The sequence below is a fragment of the Methylomonas defluvii genome (assembly GCF_033949435.1).
Classification (GTDB): domain Bacteria; phylum Pseudomonadota; class Gammaproteobacteria; order Methylococcales; family Methylomonadaceae; genus Methylomonas; species Methylomonas defluvii.
This window is the reverse complement of record NZ_JAXARY010000038.1, coordinates 1-22,386: the sequence shown is the minus strand read 5'-3', so window position 1 is coordinate 22,386 and position 22,386 is coordinate 1. Positions and strand designations below refer to the sequence as shown.

17 protein-coding genes are annotated in these 22,386 nt (G+C 50.9%); 6 read left to right on the top strand and 11 right to left on the bottom strand.

The features are described 5' to 3' along the window. The 11 genes from QLH52_RS23760 to QLH52_RS23710 all read right to left on the bottom strand — a co-directional run. Positions 1-961: YecA family protein (locus QLH52_RS23760; protein ID WP_319963191.1), on the bottom strand; the 961-nt coding region annotated here is incomplete at its 3' end. Between the two features lie 395 nt (positions 962-1,356). After that, the gene (locus QLH52_RS23755; protein ID WP_101052485.1) at positions 1,357-1,710 is read right to left on the bottom strand and encodes a hypothetical protein; all 354 of its coding nucleotides are present in this window, start codon (positions 1,708-1,710) and stop codon (positions 1,357-1,359) included. A gap of 148 nt (positions 1,711-1,858) precedes the next feature. Then, complete coding sequence (locus QLH52_RS23750) at positions 1,859-4,975, bottom strand: efflux RND transporter permease subunit (protein ID WP_319963190.1); 3,117 nt, start codon at positions 4,973-4,975, stop codon at positions 1,859-1,861. Between the two features lie 2 nt (positions 4,976-4,977). Next, positions 4,978-6,435, bottom strand: a complete 1,458-nt coding sequence (locus tag QLH52_RS23745; protein WP_101052481.1) for an efflux RND transporter periplasmic adaptor subunit — start codon at positions 6,433-6,435, stop codon at positions 4,978-4,980. After that, entirely contained in the window at positions 6,428-7,735 is a 1,308-nt protein-coding gene (locus QLH52_RS23740; protein WP_101052479.1) for a TolC family protein, read from the bottom strand. The genes QLH52_RS23745 and QLH52_RS23740 overlap by 8 nt, the downstream gene beginning before the upstream one ends. 1,062 nt (positions 7,736-8,797) lie before the next feature. Further along, positions 8,798-9,121 (bottom strand): hypothetical protein, encoded by a 324-nt coding sequence (locus QLH52_RS23735; protein WP_101052477.1) that lies wholly within the window; start codon positions 9,119-9,121, stop codon positions 8,798-8,800. A gap of 82 nt (positions 9,122-9,203) precedes the next feature. Continuing rightward, positions 9,204-11,525 (bottom strand): heavy metal translocating P-type ATPase, encoded by a 2,322-nt coding sequence (locus QLH52_RS23730; RefSeq protein WP_101052475.1) that lies wholly within the window; start codon positions 11,523-11,525, stop codon positions 9,204-9,206. A gap of 3 nt (positions 11,526-11,528) precedes the next feature. Continuing rightward, complete coding sequence (locus QLH52_RS23725) at positions 11,529-14,711, bottom strand: CusA/CzcA family heavy metal efflux RND transporter (protein ID WP_101052473.1); 3,183 nt, start codon at positions 14,709-14,711, stop codon at positions 11,529-11,531. 18 nt (positions 14,712-14,729) lie between these two features. Further along, positions 14,730-16,259, bottom strand: coding sequence for an efflux RND transporter periplasmic adaptor subunit (locus QLH52_RS23720; protein WP_101052471.1), 1,530 nt, complete (start codon positions 16,257-16,259; stop codon positions 14,730-14,732). Beyond that, entirely contained in the window at positions 16,256-17,608 is a 1,353-nt protein-coding gene (locus QLH52_RS23715; RefSeq protein ID WP_101052469.1) for a TolC family protein, read from the bottom strand. The genes QLH52_RS23720 and QLH52_RS23715 overlap by 4 nt, the downstream gene beginning before the upstream one ends. 90 nt (positions 17,609-17,698) lie before the next feature. Further along, complete coding sequence (locus QLH52_RS23710; protein ID WP_132324953.1) at positions 17,699-18,154, bottom strand: hypothetical protein; 456 nt, start codon at positions 18,152-18,154, stop codon at positions 17,699-17,701. Between the two features lie 306 nt (positions 18,155-18,460). Between QLH52_RS23710 and QLH52_RS23705 the strand changes: the two genes are divergently transcribed. From QLH52_RS23705 to QLH52_RS23680, 6 genes are all read left to right on the top strand, one after another. Next, positions 18,461-19,399, top strand: coding sequence for a DNA-binding protein (locus QLH52_RS23705; protein WP_064027898.1), 939 nt, complete (start codon positions 18,461-18,463; stop codon positions 19,397-19,399). Between the two features lie 488 nt (positions 19,400-19,887). Continuing rightward, complete coding sequence (locus tag QLH52_RS23700) at positions 19,888-20,508, top strand: recombinase family protein (RefSeq protein ID WP_319963189.1); 621 nt, start codon at positions 19,888-19,890, stop codon at positions 20,506-20,508. A gap of 44 nt (positions 20,509-20,552) precedes the next feature. After that, a complete protein-coding gene (locus QLH52_RS23695) occupies positions 20,553-20,753 on the top strand; it encodes a WGR domain-containing protein (RefSeq protein ID WP_064023704.1) in 201 nt (66 codons plus the stop codon). A gap of 143 nt (positions 20,754-20,896) precedes the next feature. Further along, positions 20,897-21,283: a type II toxin-antitoxin system RelE/ParE family toxin gene (locus QLH52_RS23690; protein ID WP_319963188.1), complete on the top strand. Its 387-nt coding sequence runs from the start codon at positions 20,897-20,899 to the stop codon at positions 21,281-21,283. Beyond that, positions 21,264-21,581: a helix-turn-helix domain-containing protein gene (locus tag QLH52_RS23685; RefSeq protein WP_054761722.1), complete on the top strand. Its 318-nt coding sequence runs from the start codon at positions 21,264-21,266 to the stop codon at positions 21,579-21,581. Before QLH52_RS23690 ends, QLH52_RS23685 begins: the two co-directional genes overlap by 20 nt. 80 nt (positions 21,582-21,661) lie before the next feature. Next, entirely contained in the window at positions 21,662-22,294 is a 633-nt protein-coding gene (locus QLH52_RS23680; RefSeq protein WP_319963187.1) for a hypothetical protein, read from the top strand. Positions 22,295-22,386 lie beyond the last annotated feature (92 nt).

The window sequence follows — 22,386 nt, the reverse complement described above, 5'->3', positions numbered from 1 at the left end:
ACACTTTGATTCGATCCTGGCGTTTGCTGGGATGAATACTGAGACTTTGCCGTGTCAGCCCATCTTCGCCTACAAATATACGGCTCCAACCTGCATCACGATTGCCTTCGATATCCGCTGCCCTGGTCAAGGCCTGGTCCAATGCGTCCCAGTCCAGAACCCGGTAATGATCAGTCACGAACAGCAGCGATTCACCCGTGACATGATCAACCACTGGCGGCATTTCAAAGGCCCTGACAAATAACTGGAGCCAGTGAAACGGGATGATGGCACTAGTGATTTCCTTGGCGAGAGCAGAATCCGGCTCGACGCCCTCTAATTCGTCTTTGAGTTCTTCCAACAAATCCCAGCTTTGTTGGCGGGGGAAAGAGTAAACGGCGCCGGACAGTTCAAAATGAGCGTCAAACGGCACGATGCGTGCCGCGATCAGGTCATACCGGTTAGCTTGTTGTGAGCCTGATTTTTCCTGGACGAGAACGGGCGGGCGTTCGGGCAGCATCACATCCCTTAATGTCAGGCATTTGCCGGGCACCACCGCCACAATTTCGTAAAGCCTGAGGGGTAGTGCTGTTAGACGCTCAAGCCATTGTCGCTGTTCAGCAGACAATAGCGGACCACCCTTTCCAAGTAACAAATCCGCAACGCGATAGTCCTGGTCTTTGAGGGTCAGCACGCCATCTGCCAGCAGCCATTCCATGGCATTGATCATAATGCCGGTATACGAGTCCTCGGGTAGGTCCTGAAGCTCGGCATATTCATCGTCGTCGAGTCCACCAAAAAAACCTTCATCAATCTCGGCACGGGCCGGCTGCTCATACTTCGTGAAGAGCCACTGGATGGCTTTCGGGACGGCTTCAGCCCGATCATGCGCAATCTGGGCGTCTGCTGTCTTCAAGCAGCACTGCTTATATTTTTTACCGCTGCCACAAGGGCAGGGATCGTTTCGGCCTAGTTTTTTCATGTCAGGGTGACTTTAAGCCAACCCCAGGATTATTGCATTGAAATTTTTGCAGCATAGCCCGGCAACCCGACACGACTTTCTTCCTTTCCAATTACTTTCTTTATATGTCGGGTGACATAAAAAATGAAAAGTGGTCGATTGATTTTAAAGTGATTTTTCATTATTTGTGTCACAAGCTATACCCGCTTTTGACACAAATAATGAAATATTCCGGATTTTGTGCCACTAATATTGAAAACTTTCGCACCCTTCATTTTGGTAGAGCGAATTCGGCCAAAACTGGCTTCCGCCCATATTTGGTTAAGGGCAGAATTTCAACAGAATTCAGACTGTTGATTTGAAGGCACGAAATTAAATATTCATGCCCTCAAATCCTTCAATAGTTAAGACTGAGTTTATTGGGTACCTGCCATTTGATGATGCATTTTAGCCATCGCTGTATTGGCATCAACTGCTTTTTGGTAGGAGCTGATTAGCGATTGGCAATGTTCTAGGAACATTTCGGATTGCTTGCCGTACAGGTAGCTGTGCTGCTTGTACTGTTGCAGAAGCTTTTTGTGTTCTTCCACTTTAACTTCGGCATCCTTTGCGGCTTGTTCATAATGAGTCGCCAAAGACTCATGGTCATCCTTGGTTTTAGCGCTTTGGATAGCTGCGCTCATATCCATGGGATGGGGGTTTTGTTGGCAACCTGATAAAACTCCCAGCGTTAAAGACGTGACGACCAACAATTTAGTGATGGTTTTCATAAGATCTCTCCAGTTAAGTTAAATTCTTCAGACAGCAATCAAAATGCCGTCCTGCTTCGTAAAAGGGTGTTGTTTAATGCATCATTTGGACTGTACTTATCGTCATAAACCTCCTGGATCTATGAATGTGAAATTTACTGGCTTGGGCTCATCGTGGTCTCAACGAATGGCCTTTCAACAGCGCATAAATTGCAGGGATTACGATTAGCGTCAGCAGCATTGAGGAGATCATCCCTCCCACCATAGGGGCGGCAATGCGCCGCATCACTTCCGATCCGGTTCCATTACTCCACATGATGGGTAATAGACCTGCCATGATGGCGGCCACTGTCATCATCTTGGGCCGCAGCCGTTCTGCAGCACCTGTAATTACACAGGTGTAGAGTTCGTTCAGCCCCATTTCCTTACCCTGTTGCCTGCATTCTTCGATTTTGGCTTGATAGGCGTGATCCAGGTAAATTAGCATAATCACTCCGGTTTCGGCAGCCACCCCGGCCAGTGCGATAAAGCCGACACCCACTGCCACGCTGACGTTATAGTTCAACGCCCACAGTAACCAGACGCCGCCTACCAGGGCGAACGGCACCGACAACATGACGATTAGGGTTTCCGTCATACGGCCAAAGTTCAGGTACAGCAGGATAAAAATGATCAGCATGGTCAATGGTACGACTATGTTCAAGCGCTCAACGGCACGCTCCATATACTCGAATTGCCCACTCCAGGTTATGTAATAACCGGTAGGCATCTGCACGGCTTTCTCGACTGCGAGTTTGGCATCATGAACATAGCTGGCAATATCACGATCCCGCAAATCGACAAAGATATAGGCGGAGAGCAGAGAGTTTTCGGTACGAATACCCGGTGGTCCTTTGGATAAGCTCAAATGTGCAACCGACGATAAAGGAATCATGGCACCGTCAGCAGTCGTTACCAGTAAGTGATTGCCTATGGCACTAGGACTGTTCCTGAGTTCGCGGGGATAACGCACTATCACGCCAAAGCGTTCCCGGCCTTCAACCATAGTGGTCACCATTTCACCGCCAATAGCGGTTGAAATCAGATTTTGAATGTCGCCGACCAGCAAACCATAGCGAGCCAAAGCGTCATAATCTGGATCGATATTCAGATAATACCCCCCGGTAATCCGCTCGGCATAAGCACTGGTGGTGCCGGGTACGTTCTTGATGGCTTGTTCGATTTGCTGGGCTAGCCGTTCCATTTCAGCTAGGTCGTTACCGAACAATTTTACGCCAACAGGCGTCCTAATACCGGTTGCCAACATATCGATGCGATTTTTGATCGGCATGGTCCAGGCATTGCTGACGCCAGGGATTTGCAGAGCCTGATCCATTTCTGTAATCAATTTGTCGACGGTCATGCCCGGCCTCCACTGCGATTCCGGTTTCAGATTGACCACCGTCTCGGACATTTCTAAGGGCGCCGGATCGGTGGCGGTGGCGGCGCGACCGGCCTTGCCGAATACCGATTCGACTTCGGGAAAGGTTTTGATGATGCGATCCTGAGTTTGCAGCAGCTCGGCGGTTTTGGTGACCGACATGCCGGGCAAGGTCTGCGGCATGAACAGCAGGGTGCCTTCGTTTAAGGTCGGCATGAATTCACCGCCCAATTGCATAGCAGGGTAAATACTGGCAACCAGTGCCAGTATCGCCAGCAAGACAGTGGTTTTTTTAAAACGCATGACCCAAGTAATCACCGGACGATACAGCCACAGCAACAGCCGATTGACTGGGTTATCTTGTTCTGCCCGGATATGACCGCGCACAAATAGCAATATCAGTACCGGCACTAAGGTGACCGATAGCAACGCCGCGCCGGCCATGGCAAAGGTTTTGGTGTAGGCCAAGGGTTGAAATAGCCGACCTTCTTGCGCTTCCAGGGTAAATACCGGCAAGAAGGATACGGTGATAATCAGTAAGCTGAAGAACAAGGGCGGGCCGACTTCCCGACAGGCATTCAATACAATGGTGTGTCTGGGTAATTTATACGCATCATGCTCAAGGTGCTTATGCACGTTTTCGACCATCACGATGGCGGCATCGACCATCGCACCAATGGCAATGGCAATGCCGCCAAGACTCATGATGTTGGAGTTCATGTTCAGCAAATGCATGACGATGAACGCCATCAATATGCCAACCGGCAACATCACAATGGCGACGAGGGCGCTGCGCAGATGCAACAGGAATACTGCACAAATCACGGCCACGACCACACTCTCTTCCAACAGCGTGTGTCGTAGATTTTCAATCGCCCGATGGATCAGATCCGAGCGGTCATAAACCGCTTGAATACTCACACCTGTTGGTAGCCCCGCTGTGATTTCCTTTAAGCGTAGTTTCAGGTTATCAATCACTTCCAGCGCGTTTTGACCGTAGCGGGCAATAGCGATGCCGGATACCACTTCACCCTCACCATTCAACTCGGTAATACCACGACGTTCATCTGGGACCAATTCCACTCGGGCTACATCCCGCACTAACACGGGTGTGCCATTGGCGACTTTTAATACCAGCCGTTCCAAATCATGAATACCATGCAAATAGCCACGACCGCGTACCATATATTCTGTTTCAGTCATTTCAATGGCTCGACCGCCCACATCGCGGTTGCCATTGGCAATCACCTCTGTCACGGTTTTTAGGGGGATGCTATAAGCCTGGAGTTTATGTGGATCAACGGTGACTTGATATTGCTGAACAAACCCGCCGATGCTGGCCACTTCGGCGATTCCTTGTGCCTTGGTTAACTGATAGCGTACAAACCAGTCTTGCAAGGTACGTAGTTCAGCCAGCGAGTATTCCTTCCCCAGCAACACATATTGATACACCCAGCCCACACCGGTCGCATCGGGCCCGAGTTGTGGTGTAACACCACGCGGCAAGCGCCCGGCCGCAAAGTTTAAATATTCGAGTACCCTGGAACGCGCCCAATAAATATCAGTACCATCCTCAAAGATCACGTACACAAAGGATGCGCCGAAAAATGAGAAACCACGAACCACTTTGGATCTTGGCACACTCAGCATCGCGGTGGTCAGTGGATAAGTGACTTGATCCTCGACCACCTGGGGTGCTTGGCCAGGGTATTCCGTGTAGACAATCACTTGCGCATCGGACAAATCTGGCAAGGCATCTAGTGGAATTTTGATCACGGCGTAAATGCCGCCACAGATTAAAAGTAGTGTGGTGATCAACACCAGAAACACATTTTTTAACGACCAGGCAATGACCCGTTCCAACATGGCTAGTGCTCCATCACATGTTGACTATGCTCATGTTCTGGCATGGCCACTGAATCGTCCTGATTCGATTCGGCCTTTGGCATCGCCTCAGCACTACTCATACTGTCCAGCGCCGATTTCAAATTGCTTTCGGCATCGATCAGGAAATTAGCGCGGGTGACGACATTGTCGCCATCCTGTAAACCCTCAAGCACTTCGCTGAATCCGTTGGCCTGATGGCCTATCTTCACGGTGCGCGGCTCGAACCGGCCATCATCGAGCTGTACCAGTGCTACCTGCCGCGTACCACTATCGAGAATAGCCGAATCGGGGACACTCAGCTCTCGGTGTCGTTGTTGAGTCGCTAATACTTCAACGCTACCGTACAGGCCGGGTTTCAGAAAACCTTTGGCGTTGTCCATGTCCACTCTGACCTTGACGGTGCGTGTGTCGGTATTCAACGTGGGAAAGATAAAACTGACTTGCCCATGAAAGGATTTATCAGGGTAAGCCTTGATATTGACGCTAACCTCTTGACCTAATTTAATCCACTCTAAATCGGGCTCGAATACATCGACCATCAGCCACACCCGACTCAGATCGGCAATTTGGAACAGTACCTCGCCCGGCATAAAACGCATGCCTTCTACTGCGGGCTTTTCCATGACCACGCCATTGACAGGCGATGGTAACAATAAAGTTTCAATCACGAGTTCGCGCTCTTGCAAGCGTTTTAATTGGGCCGTGCCAATGTCCCAATTTTTTAGGCGTTGCAAGGCATTGCGGGTGAGTTGCTGGGCGGTGGCAAGCGCCTGCGGGCTGGCCTGTTCTAATGCACCTTCACCTTGTTTGGCAATCAGATATTCCTGCTGCGCCGTCAGAAGATCGGGGCTGTAAATATCCAATAGTGGTTGTCCACGTTTGACAGATTGTCCGGTGCTATTAACTAGCAAGCGTTGTATCCAACCCTCGAATTTGGCATTGATGACATGCAACCGACGCTCATCAACTTGAATACTGCCCGGCGCACGGATAGAACGCACTAAATCCCGATATTGAACTTTCTCGGTTTTGGCGCCGAGCTTTTGGATTTTTTCCGGACTAATGGTCAAGAGTTTAGAACTCGTTACCTCGCCTTCGTAAACCGGCAGATAATCCATTCCCATCTCATCCTTTTTCGGCACAGGCGAGGTATCGGCCGCCCCCATGGGATGGCGATAGTACAGAATACGGCCTTTGTTCGGCTGGGTTGTCTGCGAGACTTCATCGGCATAAACCGGTAGATAATCCATGCCCATTTCATCCTTTGCCGGTGTCGGAGACGTCACTTTTGGATTCATCGGATGCCGATAAAACCGTGGTTTATGCTCTGCGACCGACACAGTCTTTTCCATGGGTTGCGGCTTATCCGCCAGCCAAAAGCCGCCGGCGATTCCAATGAGCAGGGTCAATACACTGACCAGAATAGTTTGCTTAGTCATGTGTCAGGTCCTTACCGATTAAGTTCGATAGTTCCGCCAGCAATTGCTGGGTTTCGACCAACGATTTCCAGTATTGGCTTTGATACTGAAACAAACTCAACTGTGTTCGCAGTAAGTTGCTGAAGTCCGTCTTGCCAACAGGGTACCCGGCCATCAAAGAACTGACGGCTTGCTGAGCTTGAGGAATGATTTCATGCTCGAATAATGCTAATCGCTGTTTTGCGTGCAGGTATTGGGCGGTATTGGCTGCAATTTCACCATGGACTTTATTGTGCTCGTCCTGCAAGGCGTACTGCTCCTGCAGCAACTCACTATTGCGTTGATCGACTGCCTTGGCCTGTTTTTGTTCGGCATAGATCGGTAAATTGATGCTGAGTTTGACGCTAGCAAAATCGCTACGGGATTCGCCGGATGGGGTGTTTTGTCTGACTGCGTAACCGGCACCCAGTGTCAGATCGGGATAAAAATCCTTTTCGGCGATTTCAATGCGGGTCTTGGCGGCACCGAGCATTTTGTGATGCTGCTCGAACCGTGGGCTATGTTCCATGGCTTGTGCCTGCAATTCCGCAACCACCAAGACCGGGGTTTTGATCTCGGCTTGGTCAGGCAGTTTTACCAAGGTATCGGAGTTGCGGCTGAGCAATGTGTTGATCTGAATGCCGGTACTGTGGCGCATGCTGATCAGCTCGATTTTTTCATCCTTGAGTTTCGAGAGTTCTAATTGGGCCAGCATCACATCCTGCTGTTGCCCCTGACCGACTTTGTAACGGGACTGGGCCGTATCGATCAATTGCTGAAAAAATTGTTCGCTTTCGGCAATGACATTGATGGCCCTATCGTAATAAAACAAGCGCCACCAAGTCTGTTTGACGTCGCGAACCAAGCGCAAACGGGCGACATCCACCGAGTCGGCTGCCGCCAGGGCTTCTTGTTCGGCTGCTTGTTCCTTCAAGGCCAACTTGCCCGGAAAAGGAATCGTCTGACTAATACCAACATCCATCATGGTCATATCTTCCTTGCGAAGACTGAGACTGTTGGTGGGAACATTTAAGGTATCGAAATTAAGCGTCGGGTCTGGCAGTGCGCCCTCTTGCGATGGAATGGCGGCTAATGCTTCGGCACGCGCTTTAATTTCGGAGATACCAGGGTTACCGGCCTGCGCTAGTTCAACAGCCTGTTCCAGGGACAAAAAAGCTTCATCGGCATGGACTACGCCGATAAAAATCAGTAAATAGCAGCAGAGCGCCCAATAGGGCCACGACACCCGATCAACAGGTGTGGGGTAAAACAAGGGGTACATTATTTTCTCCAATCAAGGGAAACACAGACTCACGCCAAAGCATGAAGCCCTATCACGCCTACAAGGCGCGGGTTACCTGGGAGAAATGGCTAATTCAGAAAAGTACAGAACCGATAGCGTATCGGTATGGGATTGGCAGTCGGTCTTCGTTGTCTATGACGGGTAAAAAGGCAGGGTAATGGGCTAAAAATATAAATACTTAGCCAAGTCAGGCACAAGATAAAAACGGGTAGATCAGGCTTATCGATTTTGAAATTTAGCGCGGGGTTAGGCTGGGAGTCCGGACACGCCTTGAGTGTACAGTTTTGGTTTGGTGAGAGTTGCGTCGCTGCGGCGCCATGATGCGCCGAATCGGAACAACCAACTGGCATCGTGTCCGTCACTGGTATTTGCATTTGCGCAGGCATCGGCATCGCACACGTTGACGACACCAGCATGAAGAGCCAGCTAGTCAACATGATCAGCACCATAACGGTCTGATAGTGATGATGTCGAAAAAATCCCACGGTCATTTCGCCACTAAGATCAATTGATGTGTTTAATGCTCTTGAAACCTATCGCGCATAAAGCGTGGATTCAATCCCAAGCGTAAAGTTTCCCTATCAACACAAAAAATGAATACTTGGCTCAAGCCAAAGATTCATTAGCGTCATTCTTTAAAGTATAGAGCAAGGTATCGCGAGCGGTGAGTTTTTGCAGTATCGCTTTGATAGTTTTACTAGCTGTCCCCTCATGCGCGCATGAGTCACCTAGTGACCCGATAAGCACAAGTCCCAAACTTATCCACACCGAAACCTTAGCGTACTATTTTTTCCGAATTCTGCGGTTATGCCAATTAGAGGGCAACTGGCTAGCCGATCAAGCCAACACAGTTGCAGTATGGCCCTCGTTAAGGTTCTAAGAGCCAAAGCCAATCGGATTTTTTCATTATTTGTGTCATTAGTTTTTCACTAACTTGGCGCACTTTTCACTTTTGTCTGGTGATAGGTATCCAAATATATATCCGAAAATTATAAGTTTGATAGTACAAGAACGGACAAGGCAGAGGGCGAAGTGCTACAACTAATGATCCGCTTCCCGCAACATTTCTGCCATGTCCCGGTTTGCAGTGACGGCCTGCTGATAAAGATCAATCACTTCTTGGCTATGTGCTTTAAGATCGTTCGCATGTCTACCGTAAACATAGCGTTGTGAGTCAAATCGGCTGAGAAATTTTTTATGTTCCTCAATCTTCGTCTGTAATTCGTTGGCCTCGTCTTGGAAGTGTTTGGCCAATGTCTCATGCTGTATAGCCAGGTCAGTATCCATGGCGTGAGGCTCCATGAAGCTACAAGCAGATAATAAGGATTCAGCTAAAACTAAAAGAATCAGTGATTTTAATGTCATGGTTATCTCCAAAGGTATCTTGAAACGGTAATGTCTAGGCGCTTTGATGATGTTAAAGTGCCCTTTAATAAATTCAGAGCACTTAAAAGGCCGTATTTTTGGGATGAAGTAATCTCAATCCGTTGGCTACAACCAATAAGGAAGCGCCCATATCGGCTGCAATGGCTTCCCATAGGGTAGCCACACCGGCAAAGGCTAAAACGGCGAACGCAGCCTTGATCGTCAGTGCAAACGTAATATTTTGTCGAATAATCGCCAGTGTTCTTTTGGAATGTCCGATCAGCCAGGGCAGCTTGGAGAGGTCATCGCCCATCAGAGCAATATCGGCTATCTCGATAGCCGCATCCGACCCTAGCACCCCCATGGCAATTCCCAGGTTGGCCCGTCCCAACGCCGGCGCATCGTTGACACCGTCCCCGATCATCGCTACCTGTCCGTATTGCTCGACCATTTGACTGACGATCTTCACTTTATCGGCGGGCAACAATTCGGCGTGTATCTCATCGATGCCAATTTGGGTCGCGATGTTAGTGGCCGTCACCCGATTGTCACCGGTCAACATGGCTAAATGTTGAATGCCATTTTGTCTCAGCGCTTGCAAAATCGATTTGATTTCAGTGCGAGGCTGGTCGGCAACGGCAATGAGGCCGCAAATATGCCGATCATTGCCGATGGCAATCACGGTTTGCCCCGTTTGTTCAAGGGCAATCGCTTTTTCACTGATTTCCGGGATTTCTTGGCTACGCTCCAACAGATAACGACGCGATCCCAGCCAGAAATCCGTGCCATTAAATAGTCCGGTGACACCTTTACCCGGTAGAACCGTCACATTGTCTGCGCTGGCCACGTTGATACCGCGTTGTTCCGTATAGCGTAAAATAGCTTTTGCCAACGGATGATTGCTTCGTGCTTCCAGTGCGGCGGCACGGCTTAACAGTTCTTCTTCGGTATGACTATTGAATGGATAAACACCGGTGACGACGGGTTCACCAGAGGTTAGTGTGCCGGTTTTATCAAAGGCAATCGCATTCAGATGGGCGGGTGTTTCAATATAAATGCCGCCTTTGATCAGAATGCCTTGTCGGGCTGCACACGCTAAGGCCGCGACAATACTGACCGGTGTCGAAATGACCAATGCACAGGGGCAGGCAATGACCAACAACACCAAGGCGTGGTAAAACCATTCGTTCCAGCCTCCTTCGAAAAATACCGGTGGAATGATGCACATGGCCAACGCCACCAGCATCACAGCCGGGGTATAAATACGCGCAAATTTCTCCACCCATTGTTCGACCTCGGCTCGCTTACCATGAGCTTCGCCGACCAACCGGGTAATCTGTGCCAAGGTGGTATCCGAAACCAACTTGGTGGATCGGATTTCCAATGTCCCTTCAACATTAATACTGCCGGCAAACACCTCGTCACCCACTTGCTTGGCAACCGGCATGCTTTCACCGGTAATCGGCGCCTGATTGACTGAACTGGAACCGGCAATTACGTTGCCATCCAGGGGGATTTTAGCGCCAGGCGCTAATATGAAACGGGTGCCTATACTGACTTCTGCCGCTGGTACCACGCATTCCTGGCCGGTTTCATCCTTGATCGTCACCGTCGAGGGCGCTAAATCCAGCAAGGCTTCAACGGCATGCCGGGCACGGCCAATACTCCAACTCTCAATCGCCAGAGACAGCGCAAACAGAAAACTGACCGTTGCCGCCTCAAACCATTCATCAATGAACATTGCCCCAATAACCGCAATCGTCATCAGCAAATTCATATCCGCTCGGAAGCGTTTCAAGGCATAAAACGCCTTAACGATCACATGCCGAGCACCGCAAGCCACCGCTAAACCAAAGGCTATTTTTTCAGGCAAAGGCATCGCCTGCTGAGCATGGGCATTTAGTAAGCTTTGCAGATAGTCAGTGACCACGTCCCATTGCAGGGTGCCGTTTTTGGCCGAGCTGAAAATGGTTTGAATATCCACAAAGCCGCCGGCTATGGCGATATGAATCAGCATGCCGGCCGCGATAAATACACCGCTAAGCACGGTATAACCGGTCTTCGAACGGTGCAGTTGTTTGACATCGGCATCGGTCTGACCGGACTGCCAACGAGCCGCCTGCATGCCCGTTGCCGCTATCGCTTTGATGATGGTTTTTTCAGTCACGGGCTCGGCATCAGACAACAGTGTCATGCGCCCGTTTAAAACATCAAAGGCCAGTTTGTCACTGCCCCCCACGAGCGGGCCTATCGCGCTTTTCAATGTAGCGACCTCTTCGGCGCAATCCAGTCCCTCGATTTTGAACGTGATGCCACTCGACAAGTTTGATGGCGTTGGCTGGTGGTTATCCGGTTTCTCGCCAGGACAACAACAGGTTTTTTCTGATGGCTCGCAGGTACTCATCGTTTAACCCTCGTTGGAATCAATCTGCGGTATTCCCGGTATCATGGGACTTATTGGTTGGTCTTGGCGATGCGCGAACCAGTAGAGAATCGGTAATACCAACAATGTCAGCATCGTTGACGAGAGAATGCCGCCAATCACTACAGTCGCCAGCGGGCGCTGTACCTCTGCGCCGGTACCGGTGGCAATGGCCATTGGCACGAAACCGAACGAGGCTACCAGTGCGGTCATCAGCACCGGCCTAAGACGTGTCAGAGCACCCTCAACAATCGACTTATCCAGCGACATGCCTTCGTCGCGCAAACCACGGATAAAGGCAATCATCACCAGCCCGTTCAGTACTGCTACACCCGACAAGGCGATGAATCCGACTGCCGCCGAAATCGACATTGGAATATCGCGCAACCAAAGTGCGACCAAGCCGCCGGTCAACGCAAAGGGGATGCCGCTGAACACCAGCAAACCGTCCTTGGCGTTGCCAAACATCATGAACAGGAGTGTGAAAACCAGGATTAACGCCACAGGCACCACAATTTGCAAGCGATGGGCCGCCGATTGCAACTGTTCGAACTGTCCGCCCCAACTTGTCCAATAACCGGATGGAATTTTGACTTTCTGTTGCAGCTTTTGTTCGGCCTCGGCAACAAAAGAGCCGATGTCGCGGCCTCGCACGTTGGCACTGATGACGATTCGGCGTTTGCCGTTCTCGCGGCTGATTTGATTAGGGCCGGGAGCCATTTCCAGGCTGGCTACTTCGGCCAGTGGGATATAGCTGGTTCGTCCATCTCGGTTTTGCCCGCGCGGCAATGAGATTGGCAAGCGGTTGATGGCATCCAGATTACTGCGCAGGTTCTCCGGCAGACGCACGATAATGTCGAAACGCCGGTCACCCTCAAACAAGGTGCCGGCTTCGGTGCCACCAATCGCGGTAGCCACCGCATCCTGCACATCGCCCACGTTCAAGCCGTAGCGCGAAGTTTTATCCCGGTCGATATTGAGCGTCAGCATCGGTAAGCCGGTGGTTTGCTCGACTTTCACTTCGGATGCACCAGGAATCGCTGCCATAACTACCGAAATTTCAGTCGCCGTGTCATTCAATACATCCATATCATCACCAAACACTTTAACGGCAACGTCGCTACGCACGCCTGAAATCAGTTCATTGAAGCGCAACTGGATAGGCTGGGAAAACTCGTAGAGGTTGCCGGGTAGTTTGTTGGCCGCCACTTGTATCGCCGCTAGCAGATCATCGCGTGATTTATCGGGTTCAGGCCATTGCTCGCGTGGTTTGAGCATGATGTAACCATCCGAGATATTCGGCGGCATCGGGTCGGATGCGATCTCGGCGGTGCCGGTTCGTGCAAATATCCGCTCGATTTCGGGAAACTGCTGCTTTAGAGCCTGTTCAATCTGCTGCTGCATGGCGACTGATTGTGACAAACTGGTGCCGGGAATGCGCATCGCCTGAATGGCGAAATCGCCTTCATTCAAGCTCGGCACAAACTCGCTACCCATCCGCGTCGCCAATAGGCCCGACAGAATCACCGTGACCACCGCAAGCGTGAGTATCACCGGCTTGTTGCTCATGACGCTATCCAGTACCGGTGCATAGATACGCTTAGCGCTCTGCATCACCACATTTTCTTTTTCAGCGACTTTATCGCCGATAAACAGCGCTACGGCGGCTGGGATAAAAGTCACCGACAATATCATGGCCCCCACCAAGGCAATGACCACCGTGAACGCCATCGGATGAAACATTTTGCCTTCCACCCCGGTCAGCGCGAAGATGGGCAAGTACACGACCATGATGATCAACTGGCCAAATAACAGTGCCCGCCGTGCTTCTTTCGACGCCGTAAACACTTCATGAAAACGTTCACGACGTGTTAGCGAACGCCCCTGATGCTCCTGAGCATGGGCCAGCCTCCGCACACAGTTCTCTACAATCACCACCGCACCGTCGATGATCACACCAAAGTCGAGTGCCCCAAGGCTCATCAAGTTGGCACTGACCTGGTATGTCACCATGCCGGTGAAGGTGAACAGCATCGATAACGGTATGACCATTGCGGTAATGATGGCCGCACGAATATTGCCGAGGAACAGGAACAGAATCACAATGACCAGAATTGCCCCTTCGGTTAAGTTCTTCTTGACCGTATTGATGGCTTTATCGACCAGTACCGTTCGGTCATAGACCGTCACGGCCTGCACCCCTTCGGGCAGCGTGCGGTTGATTTCCGTCATCTTTTTGTCGACCGCTTGCGAGACGGCACGGCTATTCTGACCGATCAGCATAAAGACCGTACCCAATACCATCTCTCGGCCATTTTCGGTTGCAGCGCCGGTGCGCAGTTCTCGGCCGATTTCGACTTCGCCGACATCGCGAATGCGAATGGGCACACCCTGGACATTACCGAGAATAATGTTGCGAATATCTTCCATCGAATGCACTTGGCCCGGCGCACGAATCAGATATTGTTCGCCGCGCTTTTCGATGTAGCCGGCACCGACATTATTGTTGTTACGATCCAGCGCGGTAACGATGTCTTGCAAGGTCAGACCATAGGACGCCAGTTTTTCCGGAATCGGTGCCACCTGATATTGTTTGGCGTAGCCACCAATGGAATTGATTTCGGTGACACCCGGCACGTTGCGCAACTGCGGTTTGATAATCCAGTCCTGGATTTCACGCAGATCGGTCGCGGTGTAAGGCGAACCGTCCGGTTTTTTGGCCCCTTCTTGGGCTTCGACTATCCATAAATAGATTTCGCCAAGACCGGTGGAAATGGGACCCATCGCCGGCGTGATACCGGCAGGCAGTTTATCCTTGGCTTCCTGAATACGTTGGTTCACCAATTGCCGGGCGAAATAGACATCGGTGCCGTCCTGGAAAATCACCGTGACCTGCGATAAGCCGTAACGCGAAAGCGACCGGGTTTGTTCCAGATGCGGCAAACCCGCCATGACGGTTTCGATGGGGTAAGTGATTCGCTGTTCGGTTTCCAAAGGCGAATAACCCGGTGCCGTCGTATTAATTTGTACCTGGACATTGGTGATGTCTGGCACGGCGTCGATAGGCAGAATCGAGTAATTGAAGATACCGAGTCCTGCCATACCGAGTACAGCCAGGATAACCAGCCAGCGATGCTCGATCGCTAAACGAATAAGTCGTTCAAACATGATGCGAACTCCTGGGGATCAATGCGAGTGCTCGGCACTGCTTTTGCCTTGCTCGGATTTAATGACGAAGCTGCCATTGACAGCGTATTCGGTACCGGGCATGAGTCCTGCCACGATCTCGGTGACTTTGCCATCCGACAGTCCGGTGGTGACCGGTTGAGCAATAAAGCCGCCGGGGACCCGAATAAAAATCGTCGGCTTGTTTTTGATCATCTGGATGGCATCGGCTGCCACCGCGACCGGCACGTCACTTTCCTTGGTAGGCAGTTCGACCGTGATAAACAATCCGGGTCGCCAGGCCATCTGCGGATTGTCCAGCGTCACGCGTGCCGTAGCGGTGCGGGTTTGTTCGCCCATCAATGCGCCCACATAAGACAACGTACCGGTTGCCGAAGAATCGAACGCCGTGGCCTTGATGTTGACCTGTTTGCCGACTTGCACGACATTGAGATCCTTCGCCGAGACGATAATTTCGGCCCAGACGGAGGACAAGTCAGTAATGGTGAAAATGCTGGCATCTTCCTTGACCGCTTCTCCCATGGCGATGTGTTTCTCGACCACCATGCCATCGAACGGTGCGCGAATTTCGTAACGATTGAGTGAGCCGCCGCTGGCCGACACGGTAGGACTTGCGCCGAGTGCTATCAATTTCTGTTGGGCATTATGAACGGCGATTTCCATTTCCTGCATCGCCTGCCGGGCTTGTTGGTAGTCTTGCTCCGCCGAGATTTTGTCCTCCCATAAGTGTTTTTCCCGCGCAAAAGTAGAGCGGGCTAACTCCAGTCGCCTTTGTGCCGACAACAATTCACTACGCTGCTCGGACAACGCCGTACTGGCAATCACGGCGATGACCTGGCCTTGTTTGACTTGCTGGCCCAGGTTGGCGGAAATGCTCTCCACCACGCCGGCCAAACGCGGTACCACATGAGACGTCTTATCTTCATTGAAGCGAATTTCACCCGGTAGAGTGACAGAGCTTATGATGTGCGCTGCACCTGCGGTCTGAATCGAGATACCGGTTTCGGCGATTTGCTGATCGCTCAAGGTTACTTTGCCTTCTTCTTTACTGAAAGCAAACTGAAACGTCTGACCATCATGCCTTGCCGTCACGTTCGCTTCAAAGACATGGGGCTCATCGATAGCCTGGATACTCTGCCAATACGCTTTTTCAGGCGCAAACTCGATGCGCTGTTGCTCGCCGCTCGGGCGCTTTAGTTGCACGGAGAGTTGATCGGCAACGGGCTGAAGCGGTTTATCCTGATTGAACGGATAAACGCGAAAGTGCGGTTCACCACCTTCCTCGCTGAGCAGGATTTCCAGCTTAAAGTCACCGTCGCTGTAAACAGTGCCGCCGTGCGGGCCTTGGGCCTGCCTGGCGTCATCGGCATGTTCGGCGCTATCGACTTTAGCCGCTGCATGGTTTTCTTCGCCGTGTTCCTCGCCTTCCGGCATCGATTTGTCGATGCTCAAAATCAATAGGCCGAGCAAGAGGCCGACCACAACAATCGCGGCAATAGCGGTCCATTGTTTTTTGTTAATCGTGTTCATGGTGATACCTCGGGTTGGCTGTCCGCGTTCATATTGCCGCCGACCAGACGTTCCACGTTGGCCACGGACTTGTGATATTCGGCCAAGGCCAGTAAATACTGATTTTTGGCGCCGAACAGGGTGCGCTGTGCATCCAGTACGTCCATAAAACTGAATTTTCCCAAGCGGTAGCCTTCGCGAGCGGCGTCATAAGCACTTTGGGCGCCCGGCAAAATGTCTTGCTGCAAGGTGATGATTTCGGAATGAGCGGTATCCAAGGCCTGATAGGCGGTGTTCAATGCCGTGGCGATGCGTATCTCGGCGCTGCGCAATTCGTCTTCCGCTTTGGTCAAACGATGCTCGGCTTCTTGAATACGGCCTTGATTGCGGTCAAATACCGGCAATGGCACCGAAAAACCAACGACTAAGGCGTAATCATTGGGCATCAGAAATTTACTGGCGCCTACAGTCGCGGTGACATCCGGGATAGCTTTGGATTTTTCCATCGTGATAAGCGCCTGACGTTGGGTGATCTCGGTGACCCAACGGGCTAAATCGGGATTTTTGGAGAGGCGTTGCGCCAATGAGTCCAGGGAAGCTGGTGCTTGTATACTTTCCAAATGACCGTTTACCGTCTCAAAACGCGGTGTCGTGCTGCCCCAGCCGGCGGCTAAGCGCTTGCGGGCGGCTTCCAGTTCTTTCTGGGCTCGCATCAGCTCAATTTGCACCGAAGCGCGAGCAACTTTAGCCTTGGTTTCTTCAACGGGCGATACCTTGCCTGCCTGCACTCGCGCAGCGGTCGTAACCGTTGTCTGATTGGCCAATTCATGAATTTGCTGTGTCAGCGTCAAGCGCTGTTGGGCGGCCAACACGTCAATAAATGCCTGAGTGACTTGGGTGAGTACATCGGCTCGTTTGGTTTCGTAATCCCAATCGGCTAATTGTTTGGTCAGCGATGCCGCTTCCATGCGGGCGGTGCGTTTTCCGCCCAATTCGATCAATTGGCTGAGTTCCAAGGTGACGACATCGCCATCGAAGCCCTTGATGACCTGATTACCAAAGTTCGCGGCATTGGCATTGAAGGTGGGATTGGGAAACAAACCCGCTTGGAGGGTGGCGGCTTCCTGTGCTCGGCTCTCCCAGGAAAAGGCCGATAGCTCGGGGTTCTGGGTTAGCGCTAAAGCCAAGACTTGAGACAAAACCAGGGAACCGGTCGGTTCCTCAATGGCTTGCCGACTGGAACCGTTTGCACCCAGATCGCCTGATTGTGCCGGCAATAGCGTGTCGTCTGCCGGACTCGCATCGACCGAGCCGGCAGTAATCAATAAACACAGTGCAACGCCAAGTGGCCGCACATAATTCGAGAACATGGAAAATTTCTCCGTAGCATAGAGGGAACGTCAACACGGACACAGGTGAACCTGCGTCTTCATCTGGTGAGTTACGGCTAGGAGAGTCGGCTAAATCAGTAAAACGGTGCTGCGCAGGGCGAGCAGTCTGGAATCGGTGAAGGGCGGGTCGAAAAATGCCGGCTGCCGAATGATGACTTTGGCATAAAGAGTCAAGAGCGAAATCAGGAAAAATACCGGCAAAAGCCCGGTATCAATCGCTAATTTTAATAACTCCGTCAGTTGCAAGGGAATGTGGTCATCGCCATCGATAGGGATGTCAGTGCAAGGCGATGGGCAGGGATCACCGTCATCGCTCGTAAGAGCATTGGTCTCATCATTGAAACGAGTGGCAGCATTGACACGAGCGAATTGGTCGCTTCCAGTCTTCTCTACAGCGACATGGCCATCAGCCCCAAAACACAGCACAAAGGACGATACATCTCGATGGCCCAAGCCAAAATGACCGAGCACTGCGAGTATCAGCACAATAGAAAGCCAAGTTTTAAAGCGGAGTAGGGTAACCATTCTTTAAAAGAATACTCGCCATCCAAAATAATTCAAGCATTTAGGAACAAACACCGGCGAGCATGACCCTGAAAGGCTGCTTGATTGCTTTAGCCGAACAGTTCTGTCGGGTTATTTCATTATCTATGGCATTAGTTTTTCACTAATTTGACACACTTTTCATTAATTGTGGCACCCGACATTATAGTTGTTTTCTTTCGTTGTTTCTTGTTTAGTTTATTACTTTCTTTATTTCTTTATTTCTTTATTACTTAATTTCTTGATTTGTGCTAGACTATACACACAGTCAAATTGATGGAGGCCGTCATGAAAGAAGAGCTTGATTCCGCAGTGGGTCGTCCCGCCGATATAACCGATGAGCGCATTATTGAAGCCGGCGAGGCATTGGTGAGGGCCAATCGGAATGTAACGGGCTTTGCATTGCGCAAAATCACCGGCGGTGGCGATCCCAAAAGACTTAAAGAGGTTTGGGATAAGCACAATGTCAGTCAGTCGGTGACCAATGCAGAGCCGGTAGCAGAGCTGCCCGTAGAGGTCGCTGAAACCTTGGCGGCCATGACCAAGGCCTTGGTGGACAAAATCAACGCGCTGACCGTGGAGTTAAATGACAAAGCCGTCAAGACCCAAGAGCGCCGTGTGGCGGATGTCTTGCGGGCTGCGGGCGAACAGCAGGCCCAGGCAGAGCGCGAACTTGCCGACGCTTCGCAGGCTGTCGATGAGTTAGAGGCTATGCTGGCGGAAGAGCGGTCCAGGGTAGGGGAGTTGGAAAAACGTCTGGCCGAGGTGTTAGCGGCTGACCAAGCTAAAGCGGTTGAACTGGCTACCTTACGCGAACGGCTAGAGGCGGTCGAAAAAAACGCGAAGGTAGCGGGCGAGCAGCATGTTGCCGAACAAGTACAATTCCGGCAAGCATTGGCGGATCAAAAGCGGGCGGCACAAGAATTGGCGGTAGAACGGGATAAAGTGAAAACGGAACTGACTAAAGTACAGGCTAAGGCGGAAGCCGCCGAAGAGTCCCATAAGGAAGAGAGAAAAAGGGCTGCCACTGAGCTACAGCGAGTCGCCGATAAGCTGATAAAGCTTGAGGCGGAAAGAGATGGCGCCAAAGGGGAGGCGGGTAAAACCCGAGAAGAGCTTGCCAAGCTAACAGGCCAATTGGAAGCCATGAAAATCCAGGCCGCTCAGTTGATGCAGGCCATTGGAAACCAGCAACCGGAAAAAACCGAAAAACCGAAAAAGGTATAAGGCATTTTGTGGCTAAAAACGGAGGGCTCAGTGATGATGAACGTGAATCAATTGCAACAGGCCAAAGAAGTGATGCATCGATGGATAAGCAGTTATCGTTGTCGGACTTTCATTGGCTTTAAAGGCTCGGTTGTTAAACCGTATGGCTTTCGCTCTTATTACTGGGCGCACACCTATACTGCCCGTGATTATTTGTTGGGCATAAAAGAGCCGCATGGTGCATGTCTGTCATTGTTGGACCTTAGAAGGTCAGGGCAATGAGTCTGGGATTGGCATGGTCGTGTCTGGGGGGCTTGATGTTTGAAGCCGGACTCTGAAAATGACACCCTATATATTAATGGTAACAAAAGTAGTGCAGTCATCTTCTGACATAAATGTCCAAAATCGACCGGTTTCGGACAGTGCTTAAAAAATGTGTACTAAAGTAAGCTTTTTCAATTTCGTACATATGTTATAATTCGTACATCCATTTCGGACGGAATTAGAGCATGTCACGCGTCTTTGCTTACTGTCGAGTGTCGACCACAGACCAGACCACCCAAAATCAAAGTTTGGAAATTCAATCTGCCGGTTTTGCCATTCAGCCGCATCGTTTGATTGAAGAAAGCATCAGCGGTTCAGTAGCGGCTAAAGAACGCCCCGGTTTTAATAAACTGATCGAGCGGCTGGAAGCGGGGGATGTGTTGGTGGTCACCAAATTGGATCGCCTCGGTCGCAACGCCATGGATGTCAGAGCCACGGTCGAGCACCTTTCTAATTCCGGGGTGCGGGTTCATTGTCTGGCGTTAGGTGGGGTCGATCTGACCAGTTCTGCCGGCAAGATGACCATGCAGGTCATTGCAGCGGTCGCTGAATTTGAGCGCGACCTGCTGATTGAGCGAACCCAAGCCGGCATTAGTCGCGCGAAGGCCGCGGGTAAACAGTTTGGCCGGCCGCCGGCACTCAATGCGGAAGCGCGTGCTGAAGTTGTCAAACGCTTGGCCGCTGGCAGCAACGTTTCGGAGTTGGCTCGGGAATTCAAAACCACTCGGCAAACCATTATGCGTATCCGGGAAGCGGCGTTGAAATCACCGCAAAGTGAAAAGTCGGTCAACTCTTCTGGGGAGTAAGTGATGAACCACGTCTATTTGGAACGGCTGATGACAAAGACAACATGCATCGTTTTTATCAGATGTTTGTAACGCCTGGTCTATTCAATGATTGGTCGTTGATCAAGGAATGGGGCGGGGTAGGTTCTCCAGGCACAGTCAGGAAGGAGTGGTTCGAGACCCAGGAAGAAGCCATTGTCGCCGGGAATAAGATATGCACGGCCAAATGTAAAAAAGGCTATCGAGCCCTTCGCGCAGAAAACTGATGCGGAGCATTGAATATACTCCAGTCCGTATTCTATGCGCTGCGAAATTAATACAGGGCTCGCGGTCAACAACTTGGTCTTTTTCTTGCAAACTATAACACTAAGCGCTATATTCAAAAGACGAAAATGGCAACAGAGCAGGCGTGCGAATATTCAAAAACAAGGCGTTCACACGATTTGCCAAAAAATCAGGAATAGACGATTCAAGCCTCTGTAAGGCAGTCAGTGATGCCGAAAAGGGATTCCTGGATGCTGATTTAGGCGGCGGCGTCATTAAACAACGTGTCGCCCGTAGCGGTGGTGGCAAATCGGGCGGGTTCCGCACCCTGATCTTGTTCCGCATAGGTTCGTTGGCGTTCTTTGTACACGGTTTCGCCAAAAATGAGCAAGCCAACATAGATGACGATGAATTGGTCGCTTTGCGGAAATTAGCGGCTGTCATGCTGGAGTATGACGAAGCAGCACTAAACTGCGCATTGGCAAATAAGACATTGATAGAGGTAATCTGCAATGAAAAAACAATACCGTAGCCGTTTGATGGCCTCCGTGCATGAAACCGCCGAGGGTCTGCATGAGGCGGGCGTCATGGATAAGCGTACTATGCGCAAATTCGATGAATTGTGCCTAACGCCAATCAACCCCTTGCAACCAGAAGAAATCCGAGCGCTTCGGTTGCGTGAACGCGCAAGCCAAGCCGTTTTTGCACGGCATTTGAACGTCACGACCGGCCTGGTCAGCCAATGGGAGCGAGGTGAGAAGCACCCCAAAGGCGCATCATTGAAGCTTCTGTCTCTGGTCGCCAAAAACGGGCTGGAAGCGATTGCTTAAAACCAAAGCCTGGCTTAACCAAGAAGAATAGCCCCCTTAACTCGCGATGCCATTGTGCTGGTGTGCGCCCACTTATCATCATGACTTTAACGGCTTACACTCGCGAACACCATTTCTATGTCGCAATCGCAAAACACGTTTTTCTACACGCCGATAAAGGTATTGTTTTTGTTAACGATCCGATTCGATTAAAAGATGCGGAAAAATTCGATTTGAAGCCGCTGGTTCTATACGGGCTTACTGTCCCTGGAACCCAAATTCAATGGCAGACATTTTCTCTACTCGATGAGCCAAGATCATTATCTGGCGTTTTGCTGGAAGGCTGGGAAAAGGCGTCTGGCCTCCGTGGATACCCCGATAAGCTGAAGATCAATTGTCACATTGCCAATGCATGCCCTCAATTGCAAAAATCGCTCGACCATATTGGCGGCATATCGCTTGAAATCGCTGATGGCAAGGATAAGCAATTCTCGGCCTCATTGCGTGTTGCTCAACAACGCGGACTGGAACTTGGTTGGTACAACCGTGATGGCCATGTCATCAACGATGTTAAAGAGTTGAATGATCATGCCTTGAATATTCACAACGGGCACGTCAATGGTCGCAGGTGGGAATGGATCGGAAACAACGCAGTCAAAGAACAGGCCTCAAAATGGATGGCGTTGCCTTTTAAGACCAGAAATAGGCCCAGTGGGAGCGAAGCTACAATTTGACGACATATTAGGTTAAGCTAATTGAACGAGGGGACAAAAACTAGCGAGGCACCTCAATCTCTCCCGATTGAATGCCAATCGCGATTTGCTCC

Coding starts and splice junctions, on each gene's coding strand:
- QLH52_RS23755 (WP_101052485.1), bottom strand. CDS start 1,710: ATGAAAACCATCACTAAATTGTTGGTCGTCACGTCTTTAACGCTGGGA.
- QLH52_RS23750 (WP_319963190.1), bottom strand. CDS start 4,975: ATGTTGGAACGGGTCATTGCCTGGTCGTTAAAAAATGTGTTTCTGGTG.
- QLH52_RS23745 (WP_101052481.1), bottom strand. CDS start 6,435: ATGACTAAGCAAACTATTCTGGTCAGTGTATTGACCCTGCTCATTGGA.
- QLH52_RS23740 (WP_101052479.1), bottom strand. CDS start 7,735: ATGTACCCCTTGTTTTACCCCACACCTGTTGATCGGGTGTCGTGGCCC.
- QLH52_RS23735 (WP_101052477.1), bottom strand. CDS start 9,121: ATGACATTAAAATCACTGATTCTTTTAGTTTTAGCTGAATCCTTATTA.
- QLH52_RS23730 (WP_101052475.1), bottom strand. CDS start 11,525: ATGAGTACCTGCGAGCCATCAGAAAAAACCTGTTGTTGTCCTGGCGAG.
- QLH52_RS23725 (WP_101052473.1), bottom strand. CDS start 14,711: ATGTTTGAACGACTTATTCGTTTAGCGATCGAGCATCGCTGGCTGGTT.
- QLH52_RS23720 (WP_101052471.1), bottom strand. CDS start 16,259: ATGAACACGATTAACAAAAAACAATGGACCGCTATTGCCGCGATTGTT.
- QLH52_RS23715 (WP_101052469.1), bottom strand. CDS start 17,608: ATGTTCTCGAATTATGTGCGGCCACTTGGCGTTGCACTGTGTTTATTG.
- QLH52_RS23710 (WP_132324953.1), bottom strand. CDS start 18,154: ATGGTTACCCTACTCCGCTTTAAAACTTGGCTTTCTATTGTGCTGATA.
- QLH52_RS23705 (WP_064027898.1), top strand. CDS start 18,461: ATGAAAGAAGAGCTTGATTCCGCAGTGGGTCGTCCCGCCGATATAACC.
- QLH52_RS23700 (WP_319963189.1), top strand. CDS start 19,888: ATGTCACGCGTCTTTGCTTACTGTCGAGTGTCGACCACAGACCAGACC.
- QLH52_RS23695 (WP_064023704.1), top strand. CDS start 20,553: ATGCATCGTTTTTATCAGATGTTTGTAACGCCTGGTCTATTCAATGAT.
- QLH52_RS23685 (WP_054761722.1), top strand. CDS start 21,264: ATGAAAAAACAATACCGTAGCCGTTTGATGGCCTCCGTGCATGAAACC.
- QLH52_RS23680 (WP_319963187.1), top strand. CDS start 21,662: ATGACTTTAACGGCTTACACTCGCGAACACCATTTCTATGTCGCAATC.